The organism is Paracoccus sp. (in: a-proteobacteria), assembly GCF_030536915.1.
In the GTDB taxonomy this organism is placed as follows: Bacteria; Pseudomonadota; Alphaproteobacteria; order Rhodobacterales; family Rhodobacteraceae; genus Paracoccus.
Genome location: NZ_JAUNPC010000115.1, coordinates 1 through 7,144, shown reverse-complemented (window position 1 = coordinate 7,144; position 7,144 = coordinate 1). Strand labels below are relative to the sequence as shown.

General features: G+C 69.1%; 3 protein-coding genes. 1 reads left to right on the top strand and 2 read right to left on the bottom strand.

Annotation, left to right across the window (positions count from 1 at the left end):
* Positions 1-263 (top strand): glycosyltransferase (locus Q4F04_RS14015; RefSeq protein WP_303370424.1); only part of this gene is annotated, 263 nt, incomplete at its 5' end.
* 3 nt (positions 264-266) lie between these two features.
* Here the strand turns inward: Q4F04_RS14015 and Q4F04_RS14010 are convergent.
* Together Q4F04_RS14010 and Q4F04_RS14005 are read right to left on the bottom strand one after the other, a co-directional pair.
* Complete coding sequence (locus Q4F04_RS14010) at positions 267-2,759, bottom strand: glycosyltransferase (RefSeq protein ID WP_303370423.1); 2,493 nt, start codon at positions 2,757-2,759, stop codon at positions 267-269.
* Entirely contained in the window at positions 2,756-6,565 is a 3,810-nt protein-coding gene (locus tag Q4F04_RS14005; protein ID WP_303370422.1) for a glycosyltransferase, read from the bottom strand. Before Q4F04_RS14005 ends, Q4F04_RS14010 begins: the two co-directional genes overlap by 4 nt.
* Between the last annotated feature and the right edge of the window lie 579 nt (positions 6,566-7,144).

Here is a 7,144-nt window from a genome sequence, read left to right as displayed (position 1 = left end):
TGGTGTCCGACGAGGTGCCGGGGCTTGAGGAACTGTTCGGCGGCATGGTCCGCGTCTACCGTGATCCCGCCGGTTTGTCGGAGGCGGTGCAGTCGCTGCTGGGTGAGGGCCGCGCCAATCAGGCCGAACGCGATGCCTTCGCTCGGCAGGTCGGGCATGAGCATGGCTTCGGCGCCCGGGCGGCCGAGATCGAGCGTGTGATCCGGCATCTGCTGGACCGCGCCATGGCCGGCCCGTCAGAGAAGGCGGTGACCGGGGATTGAGCCTCAGTCTCGGGTCAGCAGCGCGGCCAGCGCCGCGATGTCGGGCTCGCCGTCCGGGAGGGGCACCACCGTGCCTTGGTGGCCGCGCGAAAGCGCCGCACGGACCGCTTCGGCCTGCGCGCCGACATCGAAGGCATGGACGGGCAGGCCGGTTGAGATCATCTCGTGGACGGCATAGGAAAACGTCTCGGGCCAGATTGAGGGAAACAGCCAGCGGTCGATGCCATGCGCCTTGATCAGATAGGGCAACTGATCCAGTTGGTAACTGCCGGTAATGACCGCAGGCGCGGCCAGTTCGTGCCCTGGTTCGAGATTACCGATCAGGACGAGCCGCCCACTGCCCGACCTCGCCAGTTCTGCCGAAAGCCGGGTCAATACGCGCGCGCCCTTGGGCACATTGATGTTGCCCAGAATCCCGATCGTGGGTGTGCCGGAAGCCTTGGGCGATATCCGTGGCAGGCCCACGGGCAGAGCATGCGGCCGGACTTCCATGCGGTCGCGCGCCTCGGGCCAAGCCGCGCCCACGATCTCGGCCGAACTGTTCGAGAAGGTCACTATCCGGTCTGCCCGCGCGATCACCTGGCCCCAGGCCTCGCGCCATGCGGAGAGGGGGATCTCGCTGCCGTCCTCGCGCACGAAGCGGTGGGCGGGGTCGCCGTCATCGGCGCCCGGAACGCCCGCGAAAACGGCGCGGCTGTCTAGGAGTGTGTAGGAGGGGCTGATCGGGTAGTAGTCGTTGAACGTGACCTCGAGTGTGCTGCCGGGTTGCGCCTTCAGTGCCAGCAGCAGCGCCGGAATGGCTAGCGGCCGGGGCGTGCCCACGGCGCAGGAATAGACGACGTTCAGGCCGCCGGCCTCGCCCAACATGGCCAGCGCGGCCCCGGCGTCCACAGCCAGCCCGACCGACTGACCCCGGCGTCCGTGCAGTTCGACCTTCCATGTGCCATCCTGCATCGCCCGCAGCACCAAGGCGTGGCCGGTCGTGTCCAGTTCGCGCCCGATGCGCTGGCCCAGGTAGGTCTCTGCTCCGCCGCCAAGCGCATGGCCGATGAAGACGGACAGCCGCGCGCCCGCCGCCCCGGCGCGGTGGCGGGCAAGTGTCAGGCCAAGCGCCAGCCGCTGGGTCCGGAGCGGGTCCGTAGCGATGAACTGTTGCACCTGCGCGTCGAAACCGGGATAGCGCGAGGTGATGATGCGCCCGTTCTCGGCGATGCGGCGCTGCTTGGCCTCGGAGCCGAAGGACTGCCCGCCTTGATGCTCGACGAAGACGCCGGTCGTCAGGACGCTGCGCCAGCCCAGATCCCAGGCGCGCTGGCACCAGTCCACCTCCTCGCCGTAGCCCATGCCAAAGGCGGCGTCGAAGGCGGGAAGCCGCCGCAGGGCCTCGATGTTCATCGCCATGCAGAAGCCGACGCCGGTCGGAACATCGGCGACCGCCCCGGGCCCGTCCAGGTCCGCCGCCGCGCGGTCGAGCAGGTCGCCCTCGCCGCCCTCAAGCGGCGAGGCGACGCAGATGTCGGGCACGTTCGCGATCTCGGCGTCGTTCGACATGGGCGTGACCGAGGCGACCTGCGCGCCGTTCCGCAGGGGGGCGAGCAGCCGTCCGGCCCAGCCCGGTCCCACGAAGGCGTCTGAGTTCAGCAGCACGACGTCATGCCCGCGCGCGATCGCCTGGGCCAGCCCGCGATTGGCAGAGCCCACGAAGCCAAGGTTCCGCGGATTGGTCAGCAGCGTCACCCTGTCCGGTCCCAGCCGGTTGCGCCATGCCGCAAGCAGGGGGCTGATGCGCGGGTCAGGCGAGGCGTCGTCGATAACCACCAGATGCCACGGCAGGTCGGTGTTCGCAGCCACCCGCCCGATCACCGGGTCAATCAGGTCATGCCCATCATAAACCGGCAGGACGATGGTGATCGGGGCGGGCGCCAGCGGGGGCCAGCCCTGCCCGTCCAGCAGGCCGGGGTTCAGACCCGGCGGCGGCGGGTCCGGATCGCGCAGCAGCGTGCCCAGCCGTCGCCGGGCCTCCTCGTCCCCTTGGACGATCCAGCGCAGCACGTCGGGGGCGGACCCGGCGACGGTTCGCAGATAGCGCAGGGCGGTCCCGGCCTCGGACAAGGCCCGGCCCAGCCCCGAGGGCTGATCCAGCACGGCGCGGACAGGCCCCGCTTCGTGTTCAAGCACAAGCACCAGCCTGCCGCGCGCGGGCACGGTGATGTCGAAGCCGAAGGCCGCATGGTCGCGCCTCAGCCGCCGCTGCACATCCGGTCGCTGCAGGTTCGGCCGCACCTGCCCCAGCCGGGCGCCGGAGGCATCCAGCACAAAGATGCGCCCCGCATCCGCCCACCCCTCGATCCGGGTGCGATGGCCCTGCACGACATGGCGCTCGACGACGCCGAGGATACGGCCGCAGCCGTCCGTCAGCCGCAGCCTGCGCCCTGTCCTGCCGCCGTGGCTGTTCCGGAACAGCGCGTAGCTGCGTCGGGCCTCGGTCAGCATCATCCGCGACCGCCCGTCCGCGCCAGTCCCGCCACGATCCGGTCGAAACCGGCCAGCGTCGGTTCCAGCGCGAAACGGTGCAGGGTGTCGCGGCGGATCCGGTCCCGGTCGGGGCCGCCCCGGCGCGCGGTCCCGATCGCAGCATCCAGCGCGGCATGCCAGCCGCCCTCGGGCACGATCGTCGCATGGTCCATGCCGGTCGCCGCCGCCGAATAGACCGGCAGGTCCGACGCCAGCACCGGCAGGCCAAGCGCCCCGTATTCAAGCAGCTTCAGGTCCGACTTGTGCAGGTTGAAGTCCCGCGCGGCAAGCGGCGCCAGGCCGAAATCGAACCGCCCGGCCTGCGGCTTGAGCCAGCCTGCGAAATCCGGGTAGTTGCGCGCCGGGTCGGGGATCTCGATGCGCTCGATCCAGCGGGGCAGCGGGGCGTCCTGCACGCCGATCACGGCAAGGCGGAAGTCGGGGTGCCGGGCGGCCGTGTCTGTCAGGGCGGGCAGGACCAGCGCCAGATCCTCGCCATGCGTGACGCTGCCCATGTAAAGAGCGCGCACCGTGCCATCGCGTTCGCGCCTGGGAACCGGCCCCCGCCACAGGCGCAGCGCCAGCCGGTTGGGCACCACCTCGACATCCGGGTTCATGTCCCGCACGCGCGCCGCCAGCGGCGCGGTCGAAACGGTCACGCATCCCGCAGCAGCCAGCAGGCGCGACAGCGTAGGCGCATAGGCGGCATAGCTTCCCTGCGGATCCTTGTCGGCGGGGAACGCCGACAGGTCGTCGTCAAGCTCATGCAGATGGCGCAGGCCGCGCGCCTGCAGGGCGGCCAGCAGCGGCCCGGCCAGATCGGGCGGCACGGCGTCGCGCTGGATGATGACGCCGTCCACTGCATCGTCCCGCAGGTTCGCCAGCAGCGTCGCGGCGGTCATCCGCACGTAGTTCAAGGGGCGCGCGGCCTGGTTGATCGTCCGTTCCCACAGACGCACATGGGTCGAGGAGTTGGCCGAGTCAAGCCGCCGCGACGCGGGGGCCACGACCGCGACCAGTGGCCGCTGGTCGCCGCGACCCAGCACCTGCCGGTAAAGCTCGCGGTAAGCCGCCGCCATGACCTGCACGCTGCGGCTCACGCCCCGGCCACCCTGCCAGTCGGCCAGCGCCGTCGCGACCCGGTCCTGCCCGGCGCTGTCGGCCGCGATCGCGCCGATCGCGCGGGCAAGTGCCGCGATGTCCTGATGCGGGACGACCCAGCCCGCGCCGCTGGCCCGCACCCTCCCCGCCACGGTCGGAAAGTCGAAGACCAGCGCCGGGACGCCCACCGACCACAGTTCGGTCAGCGTGTGGCAGTAGGTCTCGTCCCAGATCGAGAAGATCGCGCCGAAATGCGGCCGGATCGCGCGCACCCGGTCGGCGAACTCATCCCGGTGATAGCTGCCGTGCTGGATCAGCCGGGGGTGCGAGATGGCATCCGCGTCGGCAAGCCGGCCGAGGATGTGGAACTCGAACCGGCCGGACGTGTCCTGGGCCAGAAGGTCGGTGATCACGTCCCGGCCCTTGGGAATGCCGATGTTGCCGGGGACCAAGATGCGGATCGGCTTTCCCGGCTGCGGCCGTTCGGCCAGCCATTCCATCGCGGCAAAGCTGCGCCCGTGGGGGATGACGTGGAAGCGATCCGGGTCTAGGGCGGGCAGACCCGCCGCGATCAGCGTTCGGGCGCTGTCCGAGGTGGTGACGAAGGCGTCCGACACGGACAGCACCCGGTCGAAACGTTCGCGCCAGGGATGAACCCAGCGGTGCTTCAGAGGCGGCAGGCTGCCGTCGGGCCAAAGCTCGGGGCGGCAGTCGCCTTCCGTGGCGGTGCAGCGGCCGGCGCAGAAGACCTGCCGTTCGTCCAGCAGCTTGACCGTGGGGCACAGCGTGTAGAAGTCGTGAAACGAGGTCACGACCCTGCAGCCGCGCGCCTTCGCAAGCCCCGGCAGCGACAGCCCGTGCCAGGCGAGATGGCGGATATGGACGATGGCCGGGTCCAGAACATCCAGCCAGCCGGCGACGACCGTATCGTATTCGGCAGAGGCATGAGTGATCGGATCGACCGGCTCGGACAGTTCGTGGCGGCGAATCTCGGTGATGCGGCCCCGGTCCAGCCGTCCCAGCGTCAGGATCCGGCTGTCGCAGCGCAGAAGCCAGGGGTCCATCTCGTCCTGCAACTGCCGCATGAGGTCGAGGTTCGTCTGCGGCGTGCCGCCGGTCTGGGTCGAGACGACGAACAGCACCGCGGGCAGCCCGGTCCGGCGATCGCCGCAGTCGATCCGGGCCTGCGCCGCCCGAAACCGCGCCAGCAGGATATCCGGTCCTGTCGAAAAGACGCGGATGGCGCGGGTATATTCGGGATAGCGCGCCTCGATCACGGCGCGGCCGGCCTCCATCAGCGCGTGCTTGGTCTCACCGAAGCTCTTGGATCGGTCGTGGAAGACATAGGTCGTGTCGTCGATCAGGTTGACCCAGCCGGTGCGGGTCGCGCGCATGCAGAAGTCGTTTTCCTCGCCATAGCCGCGCGGAAAGGCTTGGGCGTCGAAGCCGCCGATCTCGTCCGTGCAGGCGCGGTTGACGAACATGCAAAAGCCGTTGCCTGTCGGCACAACCGGATAGACCCCCAAGGCACGCTGGCGGAAGGCCCGGGCGTAGGTGATCTCGTCGACGCCGGGCGGCAGCGGGTTGTTATTGCCAATCTTGGGCGCCGAGAAGGCGCCGGCGCGGTCCGACATCGCCGTGACCGTCGCCACGCGGGGGCGGGAAGATGCCGCGCGCAGCATCCCGCCCATCCAGCCCGGCGTCACCCGCGCATCGCTGTTCAGCAGGATGACATGCTTACGCCCGGTCTCCTCCAACCCCCGATTCACGGTGCGGGTGAAGCCAAGATTGTCCGCGTTGCGCAAGACCCGCGTGTTGGGGCGCAGGGCGGCCCGATCCAGCAGCCGTGCGATCGCCGGGTCGGGCGAGGCGTCATCGATCAGGACGATCTCGGCCGCAGGGGGCGTGAAGCGGGTCAGCCGGTCGATGCAGACCTCAAGATCGTCCGCGGCGTCGTAGATCGGCACGACCACGGCCACGTCCTCGGGGCGCAGCCTGGGGACGCCGCCATCCATCCGGCGGCGCGGCCGCTGCGCCGTGGTCACGCGGGCTTCGATCCGGCTGCCGTCGGGCATCTGAAGGCTGACGAGATGCTCGCCCGACTCAAGGTCGCCCAGTGGCAGGGCCAGCTTGACCCCCCCGCGGCCTTCGGCCAGCCCATGCCGCTGCAGGTCGGTTCGTGGGCCGTCGTTGCGGACTTGGGCGAGAGGCACGCCGTCGACCAGAACCCGCAGGTCGAAGACGCGCCCAGGTCGTGCCCTGTCCACGGCCCAGCCCCTGACTTGGTTGCCGCTCACGGCCTCGATCTTGGCTTTGTAGAGGCTAGGCGACCTGATGCCATCCGCCTGCGGCTTCATGGGCGCATGCACGGAAGATGCAGGTTTGGCGCCCATGGTGCCTGTCGGCGGATGGCAGGACAGCAACAGCTCGTCCGTTCCAGAGAGCCGCACCTCGATCAGCGCCTCTATCCGTTCGCCCCCGCTGTCGGGCGGCCGGCACGAGAACCCGTATCGCCCGGTTCCGTGGCCTGACACCTGAACGTCGGCCCGGTGGATATCGGCGGAAAGCCCCTGCGCGACCAACACCGGACCCGCGAAGATATCCACCACTAACGGCGCGTCGTTCCCGCGCCGCTTGACCCAGCCCTCGATCACGTCGGGCGAGACGACATCGATGCTGCCGATCACGCCTCGCCGGCGGTTGCGCAGACGGCTAACAAGATCCAGAGTGCGTTGGCGCGCGGCATTGATCTGACGCGTCAGCACGCCTTCAGCAGTGGCCAGCATCGTTCGGCTTTCTTTCATGCGCAACAAGGCCTGCTCTTTGAGGTTGCCGCGGCTTTAGCCCAATCCGCATAAGGCGTCGAGGCTGAGGGAATGGCGAACAGGCGAGGCTGCCTCTCGAGATGCAGCCACGATCAGTCACCCCTGCATGCTCAAGAAACTGGATCATACGCCAAGGCAGGCGACGGACGCTGGATCAACTTCTGAAACCAAGCCGCTCCACGCTGTCTTGGCAGACAGCTGAACTGGCCCCCGCTTTGCTCAGATATCTGGGCAAAGTCATGGAGGCATAGGCATATGCCTGAGCACGTGCTTATGTCCTGGATGCTGTTGAAAAACTCGAGCTTGAGCCCTGGCTGACCCCGTGATTCCCTTCGTCTGAGCGGCGTAGGAGGGCGGGCGATGATGGGACGTCAGGTTGAGGCGGCGTGGTCTGCCCCCTGAAAAGTGGTCCTCCCTGAAGTAGGCTTTTGAGCCAGATGG